Annotated in this window: 28 protein-coding genes and 2 tRNA genes; 6 read left to right on the plus strand and 24 right to left on the minus strand. The window is 35.7% G+C overall.

Features of this window, described 5'->3' with window-relative positions; genetic code table 11:
* Positions 1-100 precede the first annotated feature (100 nt).
* The 5 genes from ilvC to BAZ10_RS18970 form a co-directional block, all read right to left on the minus strand.
* Positions 101-1,153, minus strand: a complete 1,053-nt coding sequence (gene ilvC / locus BAZ10_RS03955; protein ID WP_034870744.1) for a ketol-acid reductoisomerase — start codon at positions 1,151-1,153, stop codon at positions 101-103.
* Positions 1,154-1,196: 43 nt separating this feature from the next.
* The gene (gene ilvN / locus BAZ10_RS03960; protein WP_021346995.1) at positions 1,197-1,784 is read right to left on the minus strand and encodes an acetolactate synthase small subunit; all 588 of its coding nucleotides are present in this window, start codon (positions 1,782-1,784) and stop codon (positions 1,197-1,199) included.
* A 42-nt stretch (positions 1,785-1,826) separates the two neighbouring features.
* The gene (gene ilvB / locus BAZ10_RS03965) at positions 1,827-3,581 is read right to left on the minus strand and encodes a biosynthetic-type acetolactate synthase large subunit (RefSeq protein ID WP_078770959.1); all 1,755 of its coding nucleotides are present in this window, start codon (positions 3,579-3,581) and stop codon (positions 1,827-1,829) included.
* A gap of 25 nt (positions 3,582-3,606) precedes the next feature.
* Complete coding sequence (gene ilvD, locus BAZ10_RS03970; protein WP_078770960.1) at positions 3,607-5,286, minus strand: dihydroxy-acid dehydratase; 1,680 nt, start codon at positions 5,284-5,286, stop codon at positions 3,607-3,609.
* A 563-nt stretch (positions 5,287-5,849) separates the two neighbouring features.
* Positions 5,850-6,005, minus strand: coding sequence for a hypothetical protein (locus BAZ10_RS18970; RefSeq protein ID WP_165689679.1), 156 nt, complete (start codon positions 6,003-6,005; stop codon positions 5,850-5,852).
* Between the two features lie 23 nt (positions 6,006-6,028).
* Here BAZ10_RS18970 and BAZ10_RS18975 point away from each other — a divergent pair, with 23 nt between their 5' ends.
* Entirely contained in the window at positions 6,029-6,175 is a 147-nt protein-coding gene (locus tag BAZ10_RS18975; protein ID WP_165689680.1) for a hypothetical protein, read from the plus strand.
* A 62-nt stretch (positions 6,176-6,237) separates the two neighbouring features.
* On the opposite strand, the gene BAZ10_RS03975 is transcribed toward BAZ10_RS18975, so the two are convergent.
* The 6 genes from BAZ10_RS03975 to BAZ10_RS04000 all read right to left on the minus strand — a co-directional run bounded on the left by BAZ10_RS03975 (position 6,238) and on the right by BAZ10_RS04000 (position 11,266).
* Positions 6,238-6,621, minus strand: coding sequence for a VanZ family protein (locus BAZ10_RS03975; RefSeq protein WP_078770961.1), 384 nt, complete (start codon positions 6,619-6,621; stop codon positions 6,238-6,240).
* Positions 6,614-6,991, minus strand: a complete 378-nt coding sequence (gcvH, locus tag BAZ10_RS03980) for a glycine cleavage system protein GcvH (protein ID WP_078770962.1) — start codon at positions 6,989-6,991, stop codon at positions 6,614-6,616. Before gcvH ends, BAZ10_RS03975 begins: the two co-directional genes overlap by 8 nt.
* A gap of 126 nt (positions 6,992-7,117) precedes the next feature.
* Positions 7,118-7,705: a Holliday junction branch migration protein RuvA gene (ruvA, locus tag BAZ10_RS03985; protein WP_078770963.1), complete on the minus strand. Its 588-nt coding sequence runs from the start codon at positions 7,703-7,705 to the stop codon at positions 7,118-7,120.
* Positions 7,706-7,799: 94 nt separating this feature from the next.
* Entirely contained in the window at positions 7,800-10,085 is a 2,286-nt protein-coding gene (locus tag BAZ10_RS03990; RefSeq protein WP_059324956.1) for an NADP-dependent malic enzyme, read from the minus strand.
* Positions 10,086-10,099: 14 nt separating this feature from the next.
* Complete coding sequence (locus tag BAZ10_RS03995; protein ID WP_078770964.1) at positions 10,100-10,969, minus strand: BadF/BadG/BcrA/BcrD ATPase family protein; 870 nt, start codon at positions 10,967-10,969, stop codon at positions 10,100-10,102.
* Positions 10,970-11,002: 33 nt separating this feature from the next.
* Complete coding sequence (locus tag BAZ10_RS04000) at positions 11,003-11,266, minus strand: hypothetical protein (protein WP_078770965.1); 264 nt, start codon at positions 11,264-11,266, stop codon at positions 11,003-11,005.
* Between the two features lie 123 nt (positions 11,267-11,389).
* On the opposite strand from BAZ10_RS04000, the gene BAZ10_RS04005 reads away from it, so the two are divergent.
* From BAZ10_RS04005 to BAZ10_RS04020, 4 genes are read left to right on the plus strand one after another with little or no spacing between them, the layout of a single operon-like run.
* On the plus strand, positions 11,390-11,848 hold the full coding sequence (locus tag BAZ10_RS04005; RefSeq protein ID WP_078402825.1) for a GtrA family protein: 459 nt from the start codon (positions 11,390-11,392) through the stop codon (positions 11,846-11,848).
* Between the two features lie 11 nt (positions 11,849-11,859).
* Entirely contained in the window at positions 11,860-12,585 is a 726-nt protein-coding gene (locus tag BAZ10_RS04010; RefSeq protein ID WP_078770966.1) for a lysophospholipid acyltransferase family protein, read from the plus strand.
* 47 nt (positions 12,586-12,632) lie between these two features.
* On the plus strand, positions 12,633-14,075 hold the full coding sequence (locus BAZ10_RS04015; protein ID WP_078770967.1) for an MFS transporter: 1,443 nt from the start codon (positions 12,633-12,635) through the stop codon (positions 14,073-14,075).
* Complete coding sequence (locus BAZ10_RS04020; RefSeq protein ID WP_078771081.1) at positions 14,065-15,123, plus strand: DUF3810 domain-containing protein; 1,059 nt, start codon at positions 14,065-14,067, stop codon at positions 15,121-15,123. The genes BAZ10_RS04015 and BAZ10_RS04020 overlap by 11 nt, the downstream gene beginning before the upstream one ends.
* A 271-nt stretch (positions 15,124-15,394) precedes the next feature.
* Here BAZ10_RS04020 and BAZ10_RS04025 read toward each other — a convergent pair.
* The 6 genes from BAZ10_RS04025 to greA form a co-directional block, all read right to left on the minus strand.
* Positions 15,395-15,467, minus strand: a tRNA-Met gene (locus BAZ10_RS04025).
* Between the two features lie 28 nt (positions 15,468-15,495).
* Positions 15,496-15,569: transfer RNA gene (locus BAZ10_RS04030), tRNA-Met, on the minus strand.
* Between the two features lie 45 nt (positions 15,570-15,614).
* Entirely contained in the window at positions 15,615-16,895 is a 1,281-nt protein-coding gene (locus BAZ10_RS04035; protein ID WP_165689681.1) for a TlpA family protein disulfide reductase, read from the minus strand.
* Positions 16,896-16,966: 71 nt separating this feature from the next.
* On the minus strand, positions 16,967-18,157 hold the full coding sequence (gene clpX, locus BAZ10_RS04040; protein WP_078770969.1) for an ATP-dependent Clp protease ATP-binding subunit ClpX: 1,191 nt from the start codon (positions 18,155-18,157) through the stop codon (positions 16,967-16,969).
* A 44-nt stretch (positions 18,158-18,201) separates the two neighbouring features.
* Positions 18,202-18,591: an HIT family protein gene (locus BAZ10_RS04045; RefSeq protein ID WP_078770970.1), complete on the minus strand. Its 390-nt coding sequence runs from the start codon at positions 18,589-18,591 to the stop codon at positions 18,202-18,204.
* An 11-nt stretch (positions 18,592-18,602) separates the two neighbouring features.
* Positions 18,603-19,073: a transcription elongation factor GreA gene (gene greA / locus BAZ10_RS04050; protein ID WP_078770971.1), complete on the minus strand. Its 471-nt coding sequence runs from the start codon at positions 19,071-19,073 to the stop codon at positions 18,603-18,605.
* Positions 19,074-19,307: 234 nt separating this feature from the next.
* Here greA and dtd point away from each other — a divergent pair, with 234 nt between their 5' ends.
* On the plus strand, positions 19,308-19,757 hold the full coding sequence (dtd, locus tag BAZ10_RS04055; RefSeq protein ID WP_078770972.1) for a D-aminoacyl-tRNA deacylase: 450 nt from the start codon (positions 19,308-19,310) through the stop codon (positions 19,755-19,757).
* Positions 19,758-19,853: 96 nt separating this feature from the next.
* On the opposite strand, the gene BAZ10_RS04060 is transcribed toward dtd, so the two are convergent.
* The 7 genes from BAZ10_RS04060 to BAZ10_RS04090 form a co-directional block, all read right to left on the minus strand.
* Positions 19,854-20,336, minus strand: a complete 483-nt coding sequence (locus BAZ10_RS04060; RefSeq protein WP_059324965.1) for a hypothetical protein — start codon at positions 20,334-20,336, stop codon at positions 19,854-19,856.
* Between the two features lies 1 nt (position 20,337).
* Positions 20,338-21,714 carry a DUF4153 domain-containing protein gene (locus BAZ10_RS04065; RefSeq protein WP_078770973.1) on the minus strand — a complete coding sequence of 459 codons (1,377 nt, stop codon included), beginning with the start codon at positions 21,712-21,714 and terminating at the stop codon, positions 20,338-20,340.
* A 23-nt stretch (positions 21,715-21,737) separates the two neighbouring features.
* A complete protein-coding gene (locus BAZ10_RS04070) occupies positions 21,738-22,223 on the minus strand; it encodes a Coq4 family protein (RefSeq protein WP_078402831.1) in 486 nt (161 codons plus the stop codon).
* Positions 22,224-22,239: 16 nt separating this feature from the next.
* A complete protein-coding gene (locus tag BAZ10_RS04075; RefSeq protein ID WP_059324968.1) occupies positions 22,240-22,533 on the minus strand; it encodes a hypothetical protein in 294 nt (97 codons plus the stop codon).
* 11 nt (positions 22,534-22,544) lie between these two features.
* Positions 22,545-23,384, minus strand: a complete 840-nt coding sequence (locus BAZ10_RS04080; protein WP_078770974.1) for a metallophosphoesterase — start codon at positions 23,382-23,384, stop codon at positions 22,545-22,547.
* A 57-nt stretch (positions 23,385-23,441) separates the two neighbouring features.
* Entirely contained in the window at positions 23,442-23,732 is a 291-nt protein-coding gene (locus BAZ10_RS04085) for a winged helix-turn-helix domain-containing protein (protein ID WP_059324970.1), read from the minus strand.
* Between the two features lie 192 nt (positions 23,733-23,924).
* Entirely contained in the window at positions 23,925-24,530 is a 606-nt protein-coding gene (locus tag BAZ10_RS04090) for a hypothetical protein (RefSeq protein ID WP_078770975.1), read from the minus strand.
* Between the last annotated feature and the right edge of the window lie 69 nt (positions 24,531-24,599).

The raw sequence follows: 24,599 nt of genomic DNA on the forward strand, positions 1-24,599 counted from the left end.
ATACATATATATAAGGTATACCTTATATATATGTATAAAGTTTCATTATAAAACAATCCCTCTCCCATTACAGGAGAGGGATCTTATTATTTATTGATAATTATACATTCTGGTTTTCCGGGCGAAGGCTACGAACAGCCTTACCTGCCTGCCACATTTCGCTTTGCTGAAGATCCGCTAATTCCTGATTTAGCTTCTCACGGTAATCCGTTTGTGAGTTACTGTCAATAGAACGCTGAGATTCTTTTCCGGTTGCCACACTTTCATATAGCTCTTCGAATACAGGCTTGCTTGCATCTCTGAATTTCTTCCACCAGTCTAATGCGCCTCTTTGAGCAGTTGTAGAACAGTTTGCATACATCCAGTCCATACCATTTTCTGCTACTAACGGCATCAAAGACTGTGTTAGTTCTTCAACAGTTTCATTAAATGCTTCTGAAGGAGAGTGTCCATTCGCTCTTAGCACTTCATATTGTGCAGCAAAAATCCCCTGGATAGCTCCCATTAACGTCCCTCTTTCTCCTGTAAGATCGGAGAAAACTTCTTTTCTGAAATCTGTTTCAAACAAATAACCACTACCTACAGCAATACCTAATGCCACTACGCGGTCTTTAGCTTTACCTGTAGCATCCTGATAGATTGCATAAGAACTGTTAAGCCCTCTTCCCTGAAGGAACATACGACGCAATGACGTTCCCGAACCTTTAGGTGCTACTAAGAACACATCTACATCTTTTGGAGGAACAATTCCTGTTTGCTCATTGAAAGTAATTCCGAAACCGTGAGAGAAATATAATGCTTTACCTGGTGTTAAATTCTTTTGTACTGTTGGCCACAACTCGATTTGTGCAGCATCGCTTAATAAATAGCAGATAATAGTACCTTTCTCTAGTGCTTCTTCGATTTCGAATAATGTTTCCCCAGGAACAAATCCGTCTGCAACAGCTTTATCCCAACTTTTAGAATTTTTACGCTGTCCAACGATAACATTAACACCATTGTCTTTTTGGTTTAGTGCCTGCCCCGGCCCTTGTACTCCATAACCGATAACAGCTACCGTTTCATGACTAAGTACCTCTCTTGCTTTTTCTAAAGGAAACTCTTCTCTTGTTACTACCTTTTCTTCTACTCCTCCGAAATTAATTGTTGCCATTTTTATTAATTTTTAATGTTTTATATTATTTATAGTTGTTTAATTACATTGTAAAAACCTTCTCGTTTTCATTTAAGAATTCATTTTCCTGAACTTCTTCGCCAGGTTCTTTTGCCTCAAATTCTTTAATTTTTTTGTGGAAACCTTCACTTTTTTTAATGATTGCAATACGTGCACTGCGAACAAATTCTATGAGGCCATAGTTTTCAAAAACTTTAATTAGCTTTTCCGTTTCTTCCTTGTGTCCGGTCGTTTCGAAAACGGTAAAATCTTCTCTGATTGCCAGAACCCGTGCTCCGTACTCACGTAACAAACGTTCTACTACCATTTTTTCAGTAACCTGTTTAGTCGGAACCTTGAACAATGCCATTTCCTGCCATACAATTTCCTGGTCTGTATCATAATATGCCTTCAATACTTCTACTTGTTTTTCAATCTGACGGCATAGTTTGCGCACCACTTCTTCGGTCTCATCAATTAAAATAGTGAAACGGTGAATTCCTGGAATTTCAGAAGCTGATGTATTAAGGCTGTCTATATTGATTTTTCTTCTGGAAAATATGATTGTGATACGGGCTAATAAACCTATCTGATCTTCGGCATAAACGGTGATTGTATATTGTTGTTTCATTTTTTTTGATCTTTATTGTTAAACTCTCATTGAAAACAAAGATTATTTCAATCTGATTTCTGCTACACTACATCCTTGCGGAACCATTGGAAATACATTATTTTCTTTTCCTACCATTACTTCTAGTAAATAAGAACCTTTATGCTCCAGCATCGTTTTCAATGCTGTTTTCAGATCAGTACGAACTTTAACGGAATTACCTTGAATTCCATAAGCTCCGGCTAATGCTACAAAGTTTGGACTTGTAATATTTACAGATGAATATCTGCGGTCATTAAATAGCTCTTGCCATTGTCTCACCATCCCAAGGAATTCATTATTCAGAATCAATATTTTCACATCTATATCATATTGCATAATAGTCCCCAATTCCTGTAAAGTCATCTGAAAACCACCGTCTCCTGCAATGGCTACTACAGTTCTGTCAGGAGCTCCATATTTAGCACCGATAGCTGCAGGAAGTCCAAATCCCATTGTTCCTAAGCCACCGGAAGTAATATTAGAACGAGTTTGATTAAACTTTGCATAGCGGCAAGCTACCATCTGGTGCTGACCAACATCTGTTACAATAACAGCATCTCCATTGGTAAGTTCATTCAGAGCCTCCAGAACTTCTGCCATGGATAATACTTCTCCTTCAGGATTTTTTTCCGGTTGTATGCATTGCTTTTCTTCTTCAGCTTCATACTTTCTGAATTCAGCAAGCCATTCGCTATGATCATTACTTTTTATAAGCTTAGTAAGAAGAGGTAGAGTTTCTTTACAATCGCCCCAAACCGGAACGGTTGTTTTTACATTTTTATCTACTTCTGCAGGATCTATATCCAGATGAATCACCTGTGCCTGTTTCGCATATTTGTCCAATCGTCCGGTTACACGGTCGTCGAAACGCATTCCTATAGCAATTAAAACATCACATTCGTTTGTTAAAACATTTGGTCCGTAATTACCATGCATCCCCAACATACCAACTCCTAACGGATGATCAGTAGGAATTGCACTCTCCCCCATAATAGTCCATGCAGCCGGAAAATTGCCTTTTTCAATAAAATTGAGAAAGTCTTTCTCTGCTTTTCCAAGAATGACTCCCTGTCCAAAGATTACAAATGGCTTTTTAGCCTTATTAATAATTTCAGCGGCCCTTTCAATATATTCGTTTCTTACAATTGGCTTTGGGCGATAACTGCGTAAATGATCACACTTCGTATAGCCCGGATATTCAAATTGTTGCAACTGAGCATTTTTTGTAATATCTATTAGTACAGGTCCTGGTCTTCCGGAACGCGCGATAAAGAATGCTTTTGCTAAAACCGCTGGCAGTTGTGTAGCATCAGTTACCTGATAATTCCACTTGGTAACTGGCATAGTTACATTGATTACATCAGTTTCCTGAAATGCATCTGTTCCTAAAAGATGTGCAAATACTTGCCCGGTAATACATACAAGTGGTGTTGAATCTATCTGGGCATCAGCCAATCCGGTTACTAAATTGGTAGCACCCGGACCGCTAGTTGCAAACGCAACTCCTACCTCTCCGCTTGTACGGGCATACCCCTGTGCTGCATGAATTCCGCCTTGTTCATGACGTACTAAAATATGCTTTAGTGTATCCTGAAAGTCGTACAATGCATCATAAATTGGCATAATTGCTCCTCCAGGATAACCAAAAATAGTATGTACACCTTCAGCAACTAATGCATCCAATAGAGCCTGAGAACCGGAAATTGTATCTCCTTCTTTAAATAAGTTTTTACTTTCTGTTTGTATGGTTTTATCTTGTATCTGAGTCGTTTCCATAGTTGTATTTTTGAATCGTCTGTGATTAATCTTCGTCTGTTACACATCCCTGCGATGCATCTTTTACCAGTTTAGCATATTTATAAAGCACTCCGCTGGTCACTTTTAGTTTTGGCTGCTGCCAGTTTGCTCTTCTTTGTGCAATTTCCTCATCAGAAACTTTTAGTGTAAGGCTATTGTTCACAGCATCAATTTCAATAATATCATTGTCTTCCACTAATCCGATCAGTCCACCATCAAAAGCTTCCGGTGTAACATGGCCGACGACAAACCCATGAGTACCGCCGCTAAATCTTCCATCAGTGATCAGTGCTACAGATTTTCCTAATCCGGCGCCGATAATAGCAGATGTTGGTTTTAGCATTTCGGGCATTCCCGGTGCCCCTTTCGGACCTTCATTTTTAATAACTACCACATCTCCGCTTTTCACTTTTCCGGAAGAAATTCCTTCTATTAGTTTTTTCTCTCCATCAAAAACTCTTGCAGGACCTTCAAATTTTTCTCCTTCTTTGCCGCTGATTTTAGCAACACTTCCTTTTTCTGCGAGATTTCCGTATAAGATTTGCAGGTGACCTGTCTTCTTTAAAGGATTTTCAAGCGGATAAATAATATCCTGTTCTTCAAAATCCAGATCCGGAACGTCTTCAAGATTCTCAGCAATTGTTTTTCCGGTAACTGTAAGACAACTTCCGTCTATTAGTCCTTCTTTCAGCAAATATTTCATTACTGCCGGTACTCCGCCTTTTTTATGCAGATCTTCCATTAGGTATTTACCACTAGGTTTAAAATCTGCCAACACAGGAACTCTGTCACTAATTTTCTGGAAATCGTCCTGAGTAAGAGGAACTCCCACGCTTTTAGCCATTGCCAAGAAGTGTAATACAGCATTTGTACTTCCGCCCAGAACCATAATTATGGTAATTGCATTCTCAAAAGCCTTACGTGTCATAATATCACTTGGCTTAATATCTCTTTCCATCAGGATCTTGATATATTTTCCTGCAGCTTCACATTCTTTCTTCTTTTCATCACTTAGTGCAGGATTACTACTGGAGTACGGAAGACTCATTCCCATTGCCTCAATTGCAGATGCCATTGTATTTGCTGTATACATCCCACCACATGCTCCTGCTCCGGGACAACTATTTTTCACAATTCCTTTGAAATCTTCTTCATCCAGCTGGCCGGCAATTTTTTGTCCCAAAGCTTCAAACGCCGAAACTATATTCAGATCCTGACCTTTGTAATGCCCCGGAGCAATTGTTCCACCGTAAACCATAATAGACGGGCGATTCAATCTTCCCATAGCAATAATAGAACCTGGCATATTTTTATCACATCCCGGCACTGTGATCACAGCATCATAGTACTGTGCGCCACAAACTGTTTCAATAGAATCTGCGATAACATCTCTGCTTACCAGTGAATAACGCATTCCGTCTGTACCGTTACTCATCCCATCGCTTACACCAATTGTATTGAAAATCAGTCCTACCAGATCATTCTCCCATACACCGTATTTCACATGTTGTGATAAACCATTCAAATGCATATTACACGGGTTCCCATCATATCCCATACTCACGATCCCAACTTGCGCTTTTCTTAAATCATCATCTGTTAAGCCTAAAGCATATAACTGAGCCTGTGCTGCCGGCTGTGTCGGATCTTGTGTAATTGTCTTTGAATATTTGTTTAGTTCCATTACTTACTTGTTATTTAATTTTTTGTTCGCTTTCGTTATTCGATTTTATCCATAAAAAAAGCGGCTTCCTCTTGAATCGAGAAAGCCGCTTTTGCTTTTATAAGTTTATACCTACTTACTTAAACACATATCGCCCCGATCCAAAACTTTTGTTCTGAATAATAATGACAATAATATTAATGACTAATCTCGCCACGAGTGTTTAATTATTTAAGTAAGATTTATTTTTAGGTTTTGTTGGGACAAAGGTAGGAGGTTTTTTGGAATAACCAAATGTTTTTTCAGAAATTTTGAATTTTAATTTTCACGAACACTTGTTAGATTTGATAAATCATTGATATAAAACAAATAAATTAATTGATTATTATTTAATAAAACAACCGTAATTATATATTATATATATTTATAATTAAAAACTAATTATGGATATGGCGCTTGTAGTAGTATATTGAAAATCAGATTCTAAATTCACGGAGAAGCGAATGCTTTCTGAAACTATTGCAAATATAAAAGACTATATTTCTTATAGATTTTTATTAAAAAATCATCAATCTAATAAATCGTTAAAGACTATGTTTGTCTGAATCAGGTACAAATCCTGGAGGAGATGGATAAAATATTACTGTTATGAGATAGTATTCCTCCGGAATACTTACTTTTTGATACATCTGTTTTTTACATAGATCAGGCTCCTCCGGAGTATCTTTCAGATTTCTCATATTATAGTAGTTCATCATAACTAATGATAAGCTCCATTAGGAGCTTTATCTCTATAGATTATAATTATAAATATTCACAGCGCTCTCCAAAGGAACGCTATCTTGATCAGGGAAGTGAATATAATTCAAATGAAAAATCAACATCTCAAACACGCGAAGAGCTGAAATAAGCTTATTTTCAGTCGTAATCTGAGGTAAAAAATTGATATAAAAACTTAACCGGATGCTAAGTTTATTTATTAACAGGATTCTGTAAGTTTTGTAGTCTCTTGGATATGAATAAGTAAGCCAGATAGCCTATTAAAGCGCCTGTCGTATCGGCAACCACATCTAATCCTTCCATTGCCCGGCCCAAACGCATTTCGTCCTGAAGAATTTCAGTAAGGAAAGCAAAGCATAGCATGATTTGGATATAGGTAAAGAATTTTAGTTTTGGGAATGCCAAGCTTAGTAAAAATCCTAATCCGGCAAATACTCCCATATGTGCTACCTTATCAAAATAAGGAAACATAAACCAATGTTCCCCTTCTTCGGAACCTGGTCTAAGTAGTAAATAAGTAAGAAATGCCCAATAAATGGGCAAAATCTTACGGGATATTTTAGTTATCTTATCCAATTATATTCTGATAATCCTCAGCAGAAAGTAATTCTGAAGTATCGGCATCAGCAGCTATCTCAACTTTAATAATCCATCCTTTTCCATATGGATCCTGGTTTACTAATTCCGGAGCATCTTCTAATTCAGCATTGAATTCGATTACTTTTCCAGCGATAGGCAAGTAAAGATCGGAAACAGTTTTTACTGCTTCAACAGATCCGAAAACCTCACCTGAAGCAAGATCATCATCTACTGAATCTACATCAACAAAAACGATATCTCCTAATTCGCCTTGTGCAAAATCTGTAATACCGATAACAGCAACATTGCCATCAATTTTTACCCACTCGTGGTCTTTAGTGTACTTTAATTCTGAAGGAATATTCATTTTAATTTTTATTATTTGTCAAATTTAATTCAAAAAATGCATGTTGCAAAATTTACAACACCATAATCCGCTAAATTTTAAAGGAGTTACGCGGACAGATTATGGATATAGAACATTTACAATGTATTAAATACTTTTCAGTATTTGTTTTACAAGTGTTTCAATATTTATCTCCGGATCTGCTTTTATTATTTTATCTGCTATCTTTTCAGACATTTTACGGGAGATACCCAAAACTTCCAATGCCGAAAGAGCCTCTTCTTTTATCTTATTGTCTACAGTATTATTCAGAGATACTTCATTCACATCACTATATTTCAACATTTTATCTCTCAGATCAACAATAATTCTTTCTGCAGTTTTAGCACCAATTCCTTTTACTTTTTGCAGAACAACACTTTGATTATTCAGTACGGCACTGGCAATATCCGGAATATCTAAAGATGAAAGTAAAATTAAAGCTGAAACGGCTCCTACTCCGTTTACACTGATTAGCAAATTGAAAACTTCTTTTTCTATTGGTGTACTAAAGCCAAAAAGCAATTGAGCATCTTCTCTGAAAATTTGCTGGGTATAAAGAAATGCTTCATTTCCCTGTGACAGCTTTTGTGAAGTCTGCAGGCTGATTCCTACATAGTAACCAATACCATTAACATCTATAATCGCATGTGTTGGTGTCAGTTCATGTACTTTTCCTCTTAGAAAATTAATCATCTTGATTTTAAATTTTTATAAATATAAAATTATTCTCATGAAAACAAAAAGCATCTTTCCAATGGAAAGATGCTTTTATATAAATATGTCAAGCTTATTTGCTTTCTCTTTTTTCTTTGATCTGTGCATCCAACACTGCAATTGTAGCAAGATTAACAATCTCATCTACGCTGGAACGCATTTGTACAATATGTACAGGTTTGTTTAATCCCATCAAGATTGGTCCGATTGTCTGAGAAACCTTCATACCTCTGATGATTTTGTATGAAAGGTTAGCAGATTCCAGATTAGGGAAAACAAAACAGTTTGCCGGAGTTTCACCTAATTTAGAGAATGGATAATCGCTTAAATGATCGCTATTCATTGCAAAATCCGGTTGAATTTCACCATCAACAACCATTTTAGGATATTTCTCATGAAGGATTTGTACAGCTTTTGCTACTTTCTTAGAAGTCTCGGAGTATCCTGAGAAGTTTTCAAAAGATAACATTGCAATTCTTGGTTCTATTGCCAGTGATCTTACTGTATGATCCAGCATTCTTGCAATATTTACAAGATCTTCGGAAGTAGGATCCTGTATAATAGATGTATCTGCAAAGAAGTATTGTTTCTTGTTTGCAAGAATCATCATCATAGCAGAAACTTTACTTACACCATGATCTTTATCTATTACTTCCAGAACAGGCTTTAATACTGTAGAATAGTTTTTAGAGAATCCGACAACAAGAGCATCAGTGTCGCCATGACGAAGCATTAACGGACCGAAATAGTCTCTGTTTCTTACAAATCTCTTTGCTTTGTACTCGTTAATACCTTTTCTGTTACGAAGATTCCAAAGTGTTTCTCTGTATTTCTTTCTGTTTTCTTCCTGATCGTCTGCATTAGGATCTACAATTGGAAGATCTATATCGATACCGAATTTCTTCTTAGCTTCTTCAATAAGTGTTTTATCACCTAAAAGAATTGGCTTCGCAATACCTTCTTCAGCAAGAATCTGAGCTGCCTTCAGTACGTTATATTCTTCAGCATTTCCTAAAGTTACTCTCTTCGGATTGGATTTAGCACGATTCTGCATCATTCTCAGAAGCTTCTCGTCCTTATTCATTCTGTCGATCAGACTATTTTCATAAGCCTCGAAGTCTTCAATAGGTTTAGCTGCTACACCACTTTCCATAGCTGCTTTTGCAACAGCAATAGAAACATCTGTCAACAATCTATTATCAAATGGCTTTGGAATAAAATATTCTCTACCAAAGCTAAGGCTCTTAGCGTTGTAAGCTAACACTACCATTTCTGGTACAGTTTTCTTCGCAATTTCTGCAATTGCATAAACTGCTGCAATTTTCATTGCTTCGTTAATTGCCGTAGCCTGTACATCTAATGCACCACGGAAAATATAAGGGAATCCTAATACGTTGTTTACCTGATTAGGAAAATCACTTCTTCCGGTTGCCATAATAACATCCTTACGAGTTTCCTGTGCCAGATTATAATCGATTTCAGGAGTTGGGTTAGCCAAAGCAAAAACAATTGGATTCTCTTTCATAGAAAGTAACATCTCAGGAGACATTACATTTCCTTTAGAAAGCCCGATGAAAACATCAGATCCTTTTACAGCATCTTCTAATGTTTCGATATCTGTTTCTACGATGAAATCTAATTTTTCAGGAGTAAGGTTTGTTCTCTTGTGGTTGATTACTCCTTTGGAGTCACACATTAGAACGTTTTCCTTTCTAAGTCCCATTTCAATATAAAGTTTGGTACAAGCAATAGCTGCTGCTCCTGCTCCGTTTACCACTACTTTTACTTCTTCAATTTTTTTATCAGCAATTTCTAAAGCATTTAGTAAAGCTGCTGCAGAGATAATCGCAGTACCATGCTGATCATCGTGCATCAAAGGAATGTTCAATTCTTCCTTTAGTCTTCTTTCGATTTCAAATGCTTCCGGTGCTTTAATATCTTCAAGATTAATACCTCCGAAAGTCGGCGCAATTGCCTTAACTACCTGAATGAATTTCTCAGGATCTTTTTCATTGATCTCAATATCGAAAACGTTGATGTCTGCGAATATTTTGAACAAAAGCCCTTTTCCTTCCATTACCGGTTTTGAAGCTTCTGCTCCAATATCACCAAGTCCTAATACAGCGGTACCATTAGAAATAACAGCAACCAGATTACCTTTACCTGTATAGTCGTATGCTTTGGAAACATCGTGGTGAATTTCCATACATGGTTCTGCTACTCCAGGAGAATAAGCCAACGACAAATCTCTTTGTGATGCGTGAGGTTTGGATGGTATTACTTCTATTTTGCCTTTCGGTTCGGCCTTATGATAGTCGAGAGCCGCCTGCTTCAATCTTTCTTGATCTCGTTGATTCATTAATTCTTATTTTATTATTTTAAAGTTGGAAAGATGTGATCTACATGGTATTGTACCAGATTAACAATCGGACGTTGCACAATTATTCCAAAATTCAGATTATATTGAGCTGTAACAGTCTTCAGGATATCACCATATACATAAGCAATGGAACCAATAAAACTAATTTCAGCATCTTTTACTTCGCCATAAGGCAGAAGCTGGAACTCTACATAGTTTTTGAATTCTTCATAAATAAGATTCTGGATAAACGGATGTTCTTTCCATTTAGCTACAAACTTGTTAAACTCTGCAAAGTAGGCATTTACCATAGTATTTTCATGGTACATCTTCTGCAGAAGCAATTCTATGTTTAGTTCAGGATATTCTTTTATAAATTCGCGTTCTAGTGATGGTGGCAATTTTTTCATGAAGAAATTCTTCACAATACGTTTTCCCATAGAGCTTCCCGCACCATCGTCCCCAAGAAGGAATCCTAGTGAAGGCAATTCTACTTTAATATCTTTTCCGTCGAAGTAGCATGAGTTGGAACCAGTTCCTAAGATACAAACCATGGTAGGTTTTCCTCTGTAAACAGCGTAGGCTGCTCCTAAAAGGTCCTCTTTAACAAGAATATCTGCTTTTGTAAAAACTACCTGAAGTTGTTCCTGTACAATGACACAATTCTCTTCTACTCCGCAACCTGAACCATAAAAAAACACATATTTGATGTCTTCTTTTATTTTTTCAAGGTCTTCATTTTTGTTGATTTCTACAGGAATTAAATGCGCTGCTGTGTTATTAGGATTGAATCCTTTAGTTGTTGTTCTCAGGACTTCTTCTCCTGAAGCTTTAAGAATCACCCAGTCGCATTTAGTAGAGCCACCGTCTACAATTGCTATCATGTATAAAATTTTTAAGACGCTAAATTAAAAAAATTATACGACTTCTGTATCAGAATCTTCTCGGTATTGTAACCAGTCCTTTATTTCGTCCTCCAAATATGACATTTGTAAATGTAAAGCGTCCAGAAAATCATCGGGAACAGGTTCGCCATCATCACTGGTCTCCAAATTCCATAATTCTCTTGAAAAAATTTCATATTCTGCAAAAACCTGTTTAAATCGGGGGCTTTGATCCTCCAATTCTCGGATTTTATCGTGGTATTTTATGAATTTATCTGAATTAACGGAAGTTTTCATCTTTTTGCTATTTTGGGTTGCGTATAGTTAAATGTAAAAATATTTTTCATTCGCCAATCAATTTTAACATACACTTATTACATTTTAACATTAAGCCTTACATTTGCACAATTTCATTTTTTAATGGTTGCATTTATAATTAAACAAAAGCAAATACTATTTTTCATTATTGCGGGTGGACTGAGCGCTATCGTAGAGATTGGGCTTATGAAAGTCTTCAGTTATTATATTCCTGAATATATTCCGGCTGAAACTAAATGGCACGGAATTTCTTATCCGCTCAGTAATATTCTTTCCACAACCTGTGCTATTATTTTCAATTATTTTCTGAGCATTTGGTTTGTGTTCGAAAGGGGCAAGCACTCCAAGAAAAAAGAGTTTACATACTTTATGGTGGTTTCGTTTATTTCAACAATCCTTAGCCTTATTGTATTCAATCTTCTTTTTAACAATCTTTTCCACGATCCTATTGATCTGGGTATTTATGTACTAAGTCCGATTATCTTCAGCAAAGCGTTGGCTATTGTTATTATTTCCGTACTTAATTTTAGTATTAAAAAGAGGGTTATCTTTAACGGCTGAAAATAATAGTAATGACAAAGCTTCTTAATTATCTCTGGCGAATCTGGTTTCTTATTATTGTTATTATTGCCACTATACTTTGCGGACTTTTAGTATATCCGCTTTCTTTTAGTACAAAGACTTTCAGAGCATGCTATTTTTTCATGCGTATATGGTGTATCATCCTTTTCTACGGTATGGGATTTCGGTATGAACTAACATCACCAACAAGAAAGATTATCGATCCGGAAAAGAAATATGTATTTATATCCAACCATACTTCTGTTATGGATATTATGCTAATGTGCATCTTACACCCTAAGCATCCTATCTGCTTCGTCGGCAAAAAGGAACTGGTTAAGATTCCCATATTTGGCACTATATATAAAAGAATATGTGTAATGGTAGACCGCACAAGCATTAGAAGCAGAACGGATGTATACCGCAGATGCGCCCAAAGAATGAATGATGGACAAAATATTGTAATCTACCCTGAAGGTGGAGTTCCGGATGACACATCTATTATACTGGATGAGTTTAAGGACGGAGCATTCACTCTGTCTTCTAAACATCACTTCCCCATTGCTGTATATACATTCATCGGGCTAAAAGAGATGTTTCCGTTTGACAGCGGAAAAGGTCATCCCGGAAAAGTAAAAGTAATCTTAAATGACATACTACAACCCAATGAAAGTAAAGATGAAATGAAAAAAAATGCGTTCGAATTAATGTACAAAAGCATTTGTATAAATAAATAATCTATATTTGTGTTAACTAAATTTAATTTTAACAAAAACTAATAAATATGTTCGATTACCGTAATAAAACCAATTGGGGACAATTTGCGTCGCTCATCGTGGTTTTTTTCTTTTGGGGCTTTGTCGCAGCCAGCAATGATATTCTGATCCCCGTTTTCAAAAAGGCATTTGACCTTACTAATTTCCAAAGCCAACTTGTAGCATCTGCCTACTATATCGCTTATACGGTAGGAACATTATTATACTTAGCGATATCAAAAATTTTAAAATACGATGTCTTAAACAAAATGGGATATAAAAACGGTCTTATCCTGGGCCTTTTAATATCTGCAGCGGGATCTTTAATCTTTATCCCTGCAGCAAATGCACATTCATTCCCATTGATGATTACAGCACTTTTCGTAGTAGGATTAGGTTTCTCTTTACAGCAAACTGTAGCTAACCCGTTAGCCATTGCTATTGGACCAGCACAAACAGGTTCTCAGCGTTTAACAATGGCCGGAGGTATCAATAACTTTGGTACCACTATCGGACCATTAGTTGTTGCTTTTGCCATCTTTGGCTCTGCTGCTGCTGCAAATGAAAATGCAGATATTGAAAGCGTTAAAATCCCTTATCTTGTACTAGGTGCAGCCTTTGTTTTAGCTGCTATATTCCTGAAATTCTCTTCTCTACCAAGCGTTACTGAAACACATGAAGTAGAAGAAGCTAATGAAATACAACAACCTCGTTCTTCTGTACTAAAATACCCACAATTAGTATTGGGGATGGTTGCTATATTCCTATATGTAGGTGTAGAAGTTGCAACAGCAAGTAATCTTCCTGCATATATGGAAAAAGAATTAGGTTTCCATACAAAAGATGTTGCTCCGTTTATATCTCTATACTGGGCAAGTATGATGATCGGCCGTTGGAGTGGTGCCGTTGGAGCATTTAATCTACAGGGAATAACACTGAAAATTGCAAAATTCATTGCACCTTATCTGGCTTTTGGTGTTTTCCTTACTGTAAATGCTATTGCTCAGCATGATCTGACTCCTTTCAAAATTTATCCTGCGATTATTCTTGTTATGATTATTGCAGATATCCTTTCTAAAGGTAATCCAGCAAGGATGCTAATGATCTTCTCTTTCATGGGTATCACAGCATTAGTTATCGGTATGCTTTCTTCCGGAATGGTATCTGTATACGCTTATACAAGTGTAGGATTATTCTGCAGTACGCTTTGGCCTTGTATTTTTGCCTTGGCAATTGCAGGACTTGGTAAGCACACCAACGAAGGCTCTAACTTCCTTATCATGATGATTATGGGTGGAGGTCTAATTGCTCCGCTACAAGGTTACCTTGCAGATTCAATAGGTATACATTTAAGCTATATTGTAGATGTAGTATGTTTCCTATACCTAATCTTCTATGCAATTAAGGTAAAAGGAATCCTGAAGAGTCAGGGTATTGATCTTGAAAAAACAGCTGCAGGTGGTGGACACTAAGAATAAGCTGATATATAAGAAAAGATTTTGGGCAGGCCTTTGGCTTGCCCAATTTTTTATATTCTTTTTGCTGTCCAAGACGGAGAGGGGTGTCCTGTTTTTTGAGAAATTATTTTCTGCCACTCAGAAAATCCGGGTAGGAATTATTAAGCATATTCCCTTTTCTACGGGGGATGCATTTTATCTGCTTCTGAGCATTTTTTTAATTGTCTTAGTTGTATTATCAATCAGAAAAAAAAGCAGGAAAAGAGCCTTATTAACCTTACTGATTAGTATCAACGTTTTATATTTCGTATACCAGTCCTTATGGGGAATGTTGTATTTTCAGAAGCCATTGCTAAGCAGAGACAAAATCCAGACGATTGACACTGAAAAGCTAAAGCCTCTTGCTGAATATTATTTACAGCAATGCATTATACTTCGTAAAGCTCATCCTTCAGAATCTTTTCAGATAGAATCCAAGACAGCTTTAGAAGCAGAAATAAAGGCGCAACAGCAAATAATTGCTCACACATACGGAAAAGGCAGCAGTATTGATATTTCGCTAAAATCAAGCCTTTATAAAAGCGTTATGAGTTATACAGGTATTTTGGGCTATTACAATCCTTTCAGCTCCGAATCTCAATACAATCCGGAATTACCGTCTACCTACACTCCGTTTACACTCTCTCACGAAACAGCACATCAGATAGGCTTTGCCAGAGAGGAGGAAGCTAACTTTATCGCTTTTATCATTGGAGAAAATTCCTCCAGCTATGAGCTAAAATACAGTGCTTACTGGTATGCTTTGAAAACTATATTATTTAATATATCTAAAAAAGATTTGAAATATAGTAAAAACTTCCTGAAGAATCTCCCAAAAGAGTTAATGAATGATTATAAGACTGAAAAAAAATTCTATAAGGACCACGAAGGAAAGGTTCAGGATTTTTTCTCTTTCACCAACAACCTTTTTCTTAAAAGTAACAGACAGGATGGAAGCATTACATATAACTACTTCATTTACTTATTATTAGATCATCATAAAGAAAAAGGATTGCACCAATAGATGCAATCCCAAAAACACAAATGATGAAAAAAAATTTATTGCTTCGTGGGCAATAGGATACCCGATTAAAGCGATGTAAAAGTACAAAAATTTCAGATATAAACAAGTATTTTAAAATAAAAAAACATTTTTATTCCTATAAAAATTATAAATAAAATCGATTAGACGGTTATATGGGTAAGTTTATATCTATAAAACCCCCATTATTGCAAATAGATCTACTTTTTAGACATAAAAAAAGAGAATCAGATAATTCTGATTCTCCTTTTAGTAGCGGGGACACGACTCGAACGTGCGACCTTCGGGTTATGAGCCCGACGAGCTACCTACTGCTCCACCCCGCGATGTATTTTTTGTCTTCCGAAGACTTTGTAGCGAAGACGGGACTTGAACCCGTGACCTTTGGGTTATGAATCCAACGCTCTAACCACCTGAGCTACCTCGCCGTTTTGGTGGTGCAAATATAGAAAATATTTACAACTCACCAAAATTTATTTCACTTTTATTAAAGATAAAGCTTCAGAAAAGTTGTTTGGTTTGGCAATAATTTTATTTCCTGCATCTAAAAGGAAATATGTTGGCGTTGCGTGAACATTGTAAAGCTCTGAAACACTGCTGCTCCAGCCTTTCAATTCACTATCATTAATCCAAGGAAGAGATTTTACCCTGTTATTATAAGAAGTTGGATCAGAATCTAAAGATAATCCGATAACCTGAATTCCATTTGCCTGTAATGCTTTATAATTTTCGATAATTTTAGGTAATTCGGCTTCACAGTGAGAACATGTGGAAGACCAAAACATAATAAGTTTTTTCTTGGCTTTTACATCATGCAATGATTTAGCTGTTGTATTTAAAGGATTCGCAAATTTGTAATCTGGCATTACTTTCCCCAGCATTACATTCTCGTTGGACTTAATAGTAGCCGTTAGACGATCTGAAATTGTACATTTTAGAGCCTTAGCCTCTGTAAGATATTTGTTCTTTAGTTCCTCCATTCCATAGATATCGAAGAAATCAATAAGTTCAGATAATACCATCTGCCCTCTTGGAGATTCCACATCTACAGTTTTTAGCAGCTTTGCAACATCATTATTAATAGTTTCTTTCTTGGAATATGAAAGGTAATTGTAAAGCACCTGTCGGATTTGCGCCGAAGATTCAAGATATTCAGGAGAATTGTTGATAAACTTTATATAATCTTCCTGTTTCAGTGCCTGATTTCCATCTACATACTTCTGAAGATTCTGAGTATAGTACTTTAAAAAAGGATATTGTCCCATATCTCCATCTTTGTATGCAGAAAGCTTGGATATTTCCTTTTTCATAGCCGTTCCAAATTCAGAATTTGGCTCATAGAAATTTTGCATCTGAAGCAATACAGGAAGGATCTGCTCTTTCTTTTTTGCTATTCCCTGATAATCTGCAAATAATTTATTGGCATTATCCGAAAATTCTACACTCGAAATTTTATTATTTGTCAATGACGTCTTTGCAGAAACATTTCCATTTTCGGAAATTAGCATAAAAGCTGTATTAGCATCCGGAAAGTATACCTTCATCAGGCCGGAATAAGGCGTATCTACCTTAAAATCCCATCCGTTAGCAGATTTTGTTCCACTAGCTGCTATAACTTCTTTGGAACCATTATATGAATACAGAAATGCGTTATCCGCCTTAAAATCTGAAGGGACTCCCACCTGAACAGTAAACTGAGCCGATGTCATCGAAAAAAGCCCTAATAGTGCTATCGTTAAGAAATTCTTTTTCATGACCTAAAGTTATAAAAAAAACCTACATTTCTGTAGGTTTTACAACGTATTAAGTTTTTTTTCAGATATACTTATTTCAGTTTACTTTTTATATCTTCTTTTGTCAGGATAACTTCAGAAGTCTGATCGATATCATACATATAATCTTCCAGAACCTTTTCTGTAGTTCCTCTCAGACCTCTCGCTCCTAATCCTTTTTCCATCGTAGCTTCAACAATAGCCTCAATAGCTTCGTCTGTAAATTCAAGCTTAACATTATCCATTCTGAATAATTCTATAAACTGATTAATAATCGAATTTTTAGGTTCTTTCATAATACGGATCATCGTATCTTTTGTCAGCTTATCAAGGTGAGTAATGATAGGGAAACGCCCTAAAAGTTCAGGAATTAATCCAAAGCTTCTAAGGTCAATAGCATTAATATTTTCCAGGATATATTCCTCATCATCCTTTTTATTGATTTTCTCACTGCTAAAACCGATTGCCTGCTTATTTAGCCTTCTTTCAATGATTTCTTTAATACCATCAAAAGCACCACCTGCAATAAACAGGATATTCTGAGTATTTACCTGAATGTATTTCTGATCCGGGTGTTTTCTACCTCCTTGTGGTGGTACATTTACAATACTCCCTTCAAGAAGCTTCAACAAACCTTGCTGAACACCTTCTCCGGAAACATCTCTGGTAATACTGGGATTATCAGACTTTCTCGCAATCTTATCTATTTCATCTACAAAAACAATTCCTCTCTCGGCTCTTTCTACATCATAGTCGGCAACCATCAAAAGTCTGGAAAGAATACTTTCTACATCTTCTCCTACATAACCTGCTTCTGTAAGAATTGTTGCATCCACGATGCAAAAAGGTACATTAAGCTCTTTTGCAATAGTTTTTGCTAATAACGTTTTACCAGTTCCTGTTTCACCAACCATCAGTATATTAGACTTCTCCAATTCTACTTCTCTGTCAGCATTTCCGGCATGCATCAACCTTTTATAATGGTTGTATACGGCAATTGATAATTGTTTCTTCGCCTGATCCTGACCTATAACATAGTCATCCAGAAATTCTTTGATCTCTCTTGGCTTTTTCAGATCATCTATATCGTAATCTGCAGGACTAAGTGAGTTTTTCCCGGAACCGGCAATCATCGCATGAGCCTGTTCTATACAATTATTACAGATATAACCACTATTACCTGACACTAATATTTCAACTTCCTCTCTTTTTCTTCCACAAAAAGAACATTGGTTAGGATTCATTTAAATTTATTTTGATTTTATGATGCAAAAATGCTTAGAAAAATCTAAGCATTTGCAATTTTTTCTTGAATTTTTTGATATTCTTCAGGTGATAATTTCAATCGCTCTCTGGAGAAATCGATATCATGTAAGTGCTGAAGCGGCACTAAATGAATATGAGCATGTGGAACTTCCAAACCTATAACAGCTACTCCTACTCTTTTGCACGGAATTGCAGCGCCAATTTTTTTGGCTACTTTTTGTGCAAAACTGAAAAGCTCTTTAAATTCTTCTGAATCCAGATCAAAAATAAGATCAATCTCTTTTTTAGGAATTACTAATGTATGTCCTTCTACTAAAGGCATTACATCCAGAAAAGCTAAATGCTTCTCGTCCTCCATTATTTTATATGCAGGGATTTCTCCGTTAACTATTTTGGTGAAAATGCTGCTCATAATTCTACTATTTAGTTTAAGCTAATTTCTAATACTTCAAACGATAACTTGTTTCCGTTTGGTAAAGTAATTTCTGCTGTTTCACCAACAACTTTACCTAACAGTCCTTTAGCAATAGGGGTATTTACTGAGATTTTACCTGACTTTAAGTCACTCTCATTATCTGGTACTAAGGTAAACGTTTGCATTTGTTTAGTTCCGTTATTTTTAAGCTTCACAGTACATAAGATGGATACTTTAGAAGTATCTAACTGACTTTCATCAATTACTTTTGAAGTAGCAATAGTATCTTTTAACTTAGAAATTCTCATTTCCAGCATTCCTTGAGCTTCTTTAGCCGCATCGTATTCTGCGTTTTCAGATAAATCACCTTTATCGCGAGCTTCTGCAATCTGTTGTGTAATTTTAGGTCTTTCAATGGTTTCCAACTGCTCTAGTTCAGCCTTCATTTTTTCTAAACCTTCTTTGGTTACATAACTCATAATACAATATTTTAGGTTAGTATAAATAAAATATCCGACCTTTGCCGGATACTCATGTCTTGATTAATTTTAGCAAATATATAATTTATTTTCAATAAAAAGAAATATATAGCATTTAATTACAAGAGTCTAATTATCAATAAATTAAAAACGTTCATTTAATTTTTTTCCTTAAAAAATTAAACTCCTCTCAACGAAACCTAAAAAAACACTAATATTTTCTATATTTATGCCATGAAAGTAGTTATTCAAAGAGTTTCCGAGTCTGAAGTGGTGGTAGAAAACCAATCTGTTGGCAAAATCGGAAAAGGTTTTATGCTTTTAATAGGAATTGATGAAAATGATGAAAAACAAGATGCAGACTGGCTCGTACAAAAGATACTAAATCTTCGTGTTTTTGGAGATGAAGAAGGCAAACTGAACCTTTCTGTTCTGGATATAAAAGGGGAACTATTGTGCATTAGTCAATTCACTCTTATTGCAGATTACAAAAAGGGAAATCGCCCTTCTTTTATCAAGGCTGCCAAACCTGATAAAGCAGTTCCTCTATTTGAATACTTCAAAGAGGAAATGGCCAAAAGCGGATTAAAAACTGAGAGTGGAATCTTTGGTGCCGATATGAAGGTTTCTCTGATCAACGATGGACCCGTAACTATTGTGATGGATTCGAAAACAAAACTATAAATTCAGTTTTCTTTTATAAGAGTCTCTATTAATAAAAGTTTTAAAAGGACATAAAATACAAAAAATGACCAGGAATTCCCCGGTCATTTTTGTATTTTATTTTAGCTGTACACTGAACTTTCCTTTCTGACTGCCATCAGCCATTAGACTTTTCCCTATGACCAGACTGTAATCACCTTTCTGGTTTAGATTATATTCAATATCCTGTCCAAAAGGTCCATCAATACTCTGATTATTGAGTTCGACATTATTGAACCGGATATTCTGATTTCCGGATTCGGAGGTAATCTTCCCGGTAATCTTTATATTTCCCGCATTCTTCAAATGTATGATCAGTTTTTGATCTTCATTGGTGAACTCATCTTCGAATGTTACAGGAAATGTTTTTACATCTACTTCGCGGGTAATTGTATTTCCGGTAGCCTGTCGGCTCGGGCTGTGATCTTGTTTTACAGTATCAGTTTTGCTTATACTCACAGCAGAAGAGTCCTCTTTATGGGGTTGCATTTTATGTGGATTTTTTGAACAAGCCGCCATTATAAGCATAAGAGGCAGAAAAGAAGCAACTATCTTTTTCATATTATTTGGTATTAATCGTTTCGTAATAAAGCAACTTGGAAAGGAAGGTTTTCTTTTGTTCTTTATTTACCTTATCTAAAACGTAAGATCTTATCAGGTTATTATGAGAATCATTTGCATATTTTAATAAATAACGTTCATTAAAGTTAACAGAATTCTGGTGATAATCAGCAGAAAAGTCTTTTCGTTTTATATTTTCAGAAGTAACAATACCTCCCCAATTAACAAAGCTGATCACCAAAACTGTAGCATAGAAAAACCAGAACATAGTATTGAAAAGGAATGCATTGGTTTTCTTCTTATGAATTTTAATAAATGTAATGCCTAAACCTATCGTAGCAAGTATAAGAAAGGCATAAACTCCAAGACGTTTGTACGTGAGTCCGTAATTGACAATATATTCGGTATTCTTCATCATAGCCGAAAACAGTAAAACAGTGTTCAGGACAATCCAAGCTTTTGCCAATAACTGCATTAATTTGGCTTTTGGATCAAAATTAAAGGTCGATTTAAAATAAAACATAATCACAAGTATCACCATGATAATGGAAAGAATTACAGCTCCTACCCTTTCATGGGTTTCTTCGGAAAGCTGAACAGGAGTTTTAGGAACTTCATAGAACTGCTCATAATTATAACTTACAATAAAGAAAACAAGCAGGATATTGAGTAACAGAAATGTCACAACTCCACTCATTCTCTCAGCATCAATACCAAGGTCTGAGTAAGTAGGTTTTAAAATCTTTGCACCATCATTAAAATCATTATCCAGAAAAGATTGTTGTTTGTAAATCAGTCTTTCTATTACAAAATTCCAGTAGTTAAAGGCCAAAAAGAATCCCAGTATTCCCAGACAAAATAATTGCCAGAAATTGATATCCCAATTGATATTGGTAAATAGGTTTGCAAACTGATCACTTCCATAGGTATACACCACAAAAAATATAAAAACAAAAAATGCCGGAATCAGGATAACAGCTAGTAGCTTCTGCCATGTTCCGGATGAGTTTTTTGGGGGAAGCCATTTGTCAAAACTAAAAAAGCGGCACAAAAATGTAAAACAGTTGGTAACAAGAATTGGTAAAATAAAAAGCGTTTTCAGTTTTCTGCTTTTACTGCGAAATGAAAGAAGAATTAATGAACTTACCAATGCAAGAAAAGAAGGAAAATCGCCGTACCATGCAAATGCTCCTGCCGAAAGTATGCTTGTAATAAATAGTATAAAAAATATACGGGTCTTATTGCGTTTTGGTGTATTGAAAAGTGTTAGCGCTGCATAAATAATTGCCAACAAGCTAAGATTGAGCCCCATATTTTCATTGTAAAATATAGCCACAAAAAGGAATGTTGTCAGTAATATAAGGTGATGTGTTTTCATAATCAGGTAAGGTGTTGGTTGATTTAATAAAATACAGGTGCTTGTTTTTGGTAAATAAAGTCTTTCAAATGGTCAAAATTTTGCCAGAGTAAACTTTCGAAATCCCAATGAAAAAAAGGTTTCATTCGTTTTCCTTTTTGGTATGCTCTTATATATATTTTTAGATATTCCGGCAGGAAAAGTGTTCCCAGAAATATGGCAGCAAGGAGATGAGCATTTAGTTTTCCATTGCCTAAAAGAAGATACTGCATGGCAACTTCATCTTCGAAATTGGTTCCACAGCCAGTAATAAGGTGGTGTACATCGTGATTTTCCATTTTAGGAATCATGGTGAATCCATGCTGTTTATAAAATTCTCCTAGTTTTCGGCCCAGAGAATCTTTTTCAAAAAGCAGCAGTTGCTCTTCAGTGAACTGCCATTGCCTTTTCTTCTTTTTAAAATACTTTCTGTAAAGTTTCTGGGTATAATGGTATACAAATAGTAAAAATTGAACGCGCATTTTTTTCATAATCTATAGTTTTTAATTACATAAGGTTGATGCCTATTAATGCATAAAAAACAGCAATAGGAATATTGATTGAAAGAATTAAAATTGATTTTAAACAGGCTTTGCGTTTTGTTTCATTAAAAAGCCCATAAATAAGTAAGCCAAGAACAATTAACAGGTTCAGCATTGTCGCATAAATCAAGAGTAAATATCCGCTTGATGCAAATACCTGGTCTTTTGTAAACAGATATCCGAAAAGACATATGTTTCCCAATAAAAATGAAACTCCGAATACAAGTTTCCCTAAAACAATAATATCACGATTTTCCATAGTTTTTTAATTTAAGCCTGAGTAAGTGTAAAAACAGTAATCTCCGGGCGTACCATAAAACGAACCTGGCGGGAGTGTCCTATTGCCCGGTTGATATATAACATCCTGCCATCTTGCAGATCGATTTCTCCGGAGATGTATTCTTTATTTTTGACTGGCAGAATTGGTGTAATAACTCCCGGAATTCTACATTGTCCCCCGTGGGTATGTCCACTGAGAATCCATCCTTTATAACCATTCCATACATCGAGGTCGCATACATCAGGATTATGACACAGAACCAGATTTGCTTTTGTCTCATCATAATCTTTCATCACCTGAAGAGGATCAAAATTTGGAGACCATAAATCTTCAAAACCTATAAAATTCAGTCCTGAAATTTCTGATTGTGCATTGTTGAGCATTTGGACTCCTGAATTTTTCATAATATCACAAATGTTAATAGCAACATCCGTCTCGCTCCAATTGAATCCGTAATCATGATTTCCTAATATTCCGAAAGTTGCAATATTTCCTAATACAGCATGTCTCATCACTTTATGAAGTTGTGTATATTGTATTTCGTTTTCCCAACTTACATAATCGCCTGTGTATACTACAAAATCAGGATTGAAAGCTTTTGCCTCCTGAAAAACCTCTATCAGAAAATTCCAATCAAAACGGTTTCCGACGTGCATATCAGATATTTGCATTAATCTTTTCCCCTTTAGATATTCGGGCAAGTTTTTTACTGGTAATTCTCTCTGAACAAATTCTACCCAGAAGGGTTCTATCTGCCAGGAGTACAGCACAGGTAATGCACCAATAGCAGACACCTGCAGCAATCGTTTAATAAATGTTTTTCTGTTCATTTGTTTTTATTATAAAGTACTTTGTATTTCAAAGTAAACTTTCAAAAAAATATAGCTCTATCTTCCTAGCAATTTTTCCAGCGCATCCAGATGTTCTGAAAAAGCTTGTCTTCCTGAATTAGTAACTCTATAAGATGTCTTTGGTTTCTTACCGACAAATTCTTTCTTTATTTCAATATATCCTGCTTTCTCCAGTGCTGTACTATGGCTGGCCAAGTTACCATCCGTAACTTCCAGCAGCCCTTTCATTTCTGTAAAGTCAACCCAGTCGTTTACCATGAGAACGGACATTATTCCCAATCTCACCCGACTTTCAAATTCTTTATTGAGTTGATTTACTTTAATCATTTTAATTTTATTCTGTTAATTCCAAAATAGTCGTACAAAGTACTATTCCCTGATTACCTTTCTAGTTCTGTATTTTCTTCTGCTATCCTATATCTGAAAGAGTACTATCAAACAACTTCTACAGAGAATGGCCGCAAAAATAAGGGTAAAAATTTCCACTCTTTTACATTTTTCCTTTAATTGAAGAAAATCTTATTTCTTGTACATGAGTATACCATATACAATGTGCAAAACGCCAAATCCTAAAGCCCAAAAAAGTAATCCGTGTCCGGGGAAAAATAGCGCTATAATTCCTAATATCATTTCAGAAATCCCTAAAAACCTTACAACATCCAGAGTATATTTCTCAGCACTAAATAAAGCTGCTCCATATACAAACAACATCATTGGCGCAACCAATATATAGTATTGCTGTATAACAAGACCTATACAGAATATCCCGCCCAGGGCTAAAGGAACACAAAAATTGAACAATAGTTTTTTAGTCGCTGCGGTCCAAAAAGGTTGGTCGGACTTTTTGATATTTTTCCAGGTAAATATTCCCCCGAAAAATATTGCGGACACTAATACAATCAATGCAACAATAATAAGATGGGTAACCTTATCTTCCACCTTATGCAGGCTTCTTCCTTCGTAGTCAAGTCCGGTAGCACCTAAATAATTATAAGCATAAGCTGCCCCTAATAAAGCAATAACTCCTGCTACTATTCCGGACATACCACTAAGTGACAGGAATCGTGTAGAACGTTCCATCATATCCCGGATATGAGACAAATCTTTATGATAATTCTGATCCATATAAAGAACTTTGAATTACAAAGCTACAATTTATTTTTAATTACAAAAATATTTTTTGAAATTTTTAGT

The organism is Elizabethkingia occulta (assembly GCF_002023715.1).
Classification (GTDB): Bacteria; Bacteroidota; Bacteroidia; order Flavobacteriales; family Weeksellaceae; genus Elizabethkingia; species Elizabethkingia occulta.

Bases quoted from the DNA above. Each gene is read 5' to 3' on its own strand.
- BAZ10_RS04070 (WP_078402831.1), bottom strand. From the start codon at position 22,223: ATGAAAAAAATGCGCGTTCAATTTTTACTATTTGTATACCATTATACC.
- BAZ10_RS18975 (WP_165689680.1), top strand. From the start codon at position 6,029: ATGATAAGCTCCATTAGGAGCTTTATCTCTATAGATTATAATTATAAA.
- BAZ10_RS04000 (WP_078770965.1), bottom strand. From the start codon at position 11,266: ATGAAAACTTCCGTTAATTCAGATAAATTCATAAAATACCACGATAAA.
- BAZ10_RS03990 (WP_059324956.1), bottom strand. From the start codon at position 10,085: ATGAATCAACGAGATCAAGAAAGATTGAAGCAGGCGGCTCTCGACTAT.
- BAZ10_RS04075 (WP_059324968.1), bottom strand. From the start codon at position 22,533: ATGGAAAATCGTGATATTATTGTTTTAGGGAAACTTGTATTCGGAGTT.
- BAZ10_RS04065 (WP_078770973.1), bottom strand. From the start codon at position 21,714: ATGAAAACACATCACCTTATATTACTGACAACATTCCTTTTTGTGGCT.
- BAZ10_RS04085 (WP_059324970.1), bottom strand. From the start codon at position 23,732: ATGATTAAAGTAAATCAACTCAATAAAGAATTTGAAAGTCGGGTGAGA.
- BAZ10_RS18970 (WP_165689679.1), bottom strand. From the start codon at position 6,005: ATGAGAAATCTGAAAGATACTCCGGAGGAGCCTGATCTATGTAAAAAA.
- ilvN (WP_021346995.1), bottom strand. From the start codon at position 1,784: ATGAAACAACAATATACAATCACCGTTTATGCCGAAGATCAGATAGGT.
- ruvA (WP_078770963.1), bottom strand. From the start codon at position 7,705: ATGATTAATTTTCTAAGAGGAAAAGTACATGAACTGACACCAACACAT.
- BAZ10_RS03995 (WP_078770964.1), bottom strand. From the start codon at position 10,969: ATGATAGCAATTGTAGACGGTGGCTCTACTAAATGCGACTGGGTGATT.
- BAZ10_RS04005 (WP_078402825.1), top strand. From the start codon at position 11,390: ATGGTTGCATTTATAATTAAACAAAAGCAAATACTATTTTTCATTATT.
- BAZ10_RS04090 (WP_078770975.1), bottom strand. From the start codon at position 24,530: ATGGATCAGAATTATCATAAAGATTTGTCTCATATCCGGGATATGATG.
- ilvB (WP_078770959.1), bottom strand. From the start codon at position 3,581: ATGGAAACGACTCAGATACAAGATAAAACCATACAAACAGAAAGTAAA.
- ilvC (WP_034870744.1), bottom strand. From the start codon at position 1,153: ATGGCAACAATTAATTTCGGAGGAGTAGAAGAAAAGGTAGTAACAAGA.
- BAZ10_RS04015 (WP_078770967.1), top strand. From the start codon at position 12,633: ATGTTCGATTACCGTAATAAAACCAATTGGGGACAATTTGCGTCGCTC.
- gcvH (WP_078770962.1), bottom strand. From the start codon at position 6,991: ATGAATATTCCTTCAGAATTAAAGTACACTAAAGACCACGAGTGGGTA.
- BAZ10_RS04035 (WP_165689681.1), bottom strand. From the start codon at position 16,895: ATGAAAAAGAATTTCTTAACGATAGCACTATTAGGGCTTTTTTCGATG.
- ilvD (WP_078770960.1), bottom strand. From the start codon at position 5,286: ATGGAACTAAACAAATATTCAAAGACAATTACACAAGATCCGACACAG.
- greA (WP_078770971.1), bottom strand. From the start codon at position 19,073: ATGAGTTATGTAACCAAAGAAGGTTTAGAAAAAATGAAGGCTGAACTA.
- BAZ10_RS04010 (WP_078770966.1), top strand. From the start codon at position 11,860: ATGACAAAGCTTCTTAATTATCTCTGGCGAATCTGGTTTCTTATTATT.
- clpX (WP_078770969.1), bottom strand. From the start codon at position 18,157: ATGAATCCTAACCAATGTTCTTTTTGTGGAAGAAAAAGAGAGGAAGTT.
- BAZ10_RS04045 (WP_078770970.1), bottom strand. From the start codon at position 18,591: ATGAGCAGCATTTTCACCAAAATAGTTAACGGAGAAATCCCTGCATAT.
- dtd (WP_078770972.1), top strand. From the start codon at position 19,308: ATGAAAGTAGTTATTCAAAGAGTTTCCGAGTCTGAAGTGGTGGTAGAA.
- BAZ10_RS04060 (WP_059324965.1), bottom strand. From the start codon at position 20,336: ATGAAAAAGATAGTTGCTTCTTTTCTGCCTCTTATGCTTATAATGGCG.
- BAZ10_RS04080 (WP_078770974.1), bottom strand. From the start codon at position 23,384: ATGAACAGAAAAACATTTATTAAACGATTGCTGCAGGTGTCTGCTATT.